Genomic DNA, 966 nt, shown 5'->3' with positions numbered 1-966 from the left:
GCGGGGGCTTAGCGCCACCGAACAAACGCGCTATGCGGCGGTGATCCACGACGAAGCTTTGCGCCTGACGCGCCTGTTGGACGACCTGCTGGACCTAAGTGTTTTGGAGAGCGGGCAGGTCAGCCTGAATGTCGGCGATGACAGCTTGCGCTCGGTTTTGGATCGCGCGGTTTCTACAGCACTTGCCGGGACCGATAAGACCTTGAGTGTGCGCCGCAGCCGCTTGGCAGAGCGCATTCCACTGCACACCGACCTTGATCGCCTCGGACAGGTTTTCATCAACCTGATCTCGAACGCTCAAAAGTACTGTGACGCGGACGAGCCTGTGCTGACAATTTCCGCACATGATGTGGGCGGGCAGGTCGTGATTGATTTCTCAGACAATGGAAGCGGGATTCCAACCAATGCTCAGTCCATGGTCTTTGAAAAGTTTGCCCGCGTCGGCGTAGACAAGGCGGGCGGCGCTGGTCTTGGATTGGCAATCTGTCGCGAAATCATGCAGCGCCTGGGTGGTGAAATCAGCTATTTGCCGGGGCAGGGCGGGGCCGCTTTTCGCGTCAGCCTTCCACTGGCGTTCCGGCAAGCCGCGCAGTGATTGAGGCATAAACAACTTCGTAACCGTCGCTGGGTTAGACCTGAACAAAGCCGCAGAATGACTTGGTGAATGTAAGGCAATGGCACAAACGGTCAGCGCCGCTTTGGCGCGCAAGTTATCGATGGGACAGGATGATCTGGGGGATCGTCCGCGCTCGGTCCTCCGGGCGCTGCGTCTGAGCATCGCGCGGGCGGCCTCGGATTGTCTGAATCTGCCGCTGACCGTCATTGGGGCAAAACAGTCGAACCGCCCGCCGGATGATCTGACCAAGGCCATTGGTCAGGACTGGCTGTTGTTGTTGTTCGTCGGGTCCGGAGATGTCGCAGCGGTGTGCCTGGACCCCAATACCGTATCCGCCATTGTACAGACCC

The 966-nt window shown here is 59.1% G+C and carries 1 protein-coding gene and 1 pseudogene; both read left to right on the top strand.

The features are described from left to right. The coding region (locus tag ACRZ95_RS23030) for a sensor histidine kinase (protein WP_480555708.1) at window positions 1–595 on the top strand (595 nt) is incomplete at its 5' end. Window positions 596–674: 79 nt separating this feature from the next. After that, a pseudogene (locus ACRZ95_RS23025) lies at window positions 675–966 on the top strand (FliM/FliN family flagellar motor C-terminal domain-containing protein); the annotation flags it as partial.

The organism is Ruegeria sp. AI3, from assembly GCF_056541245.1.
This window is presented reverse-complemented; position numbering and strand designations above follow the sequence as displayed.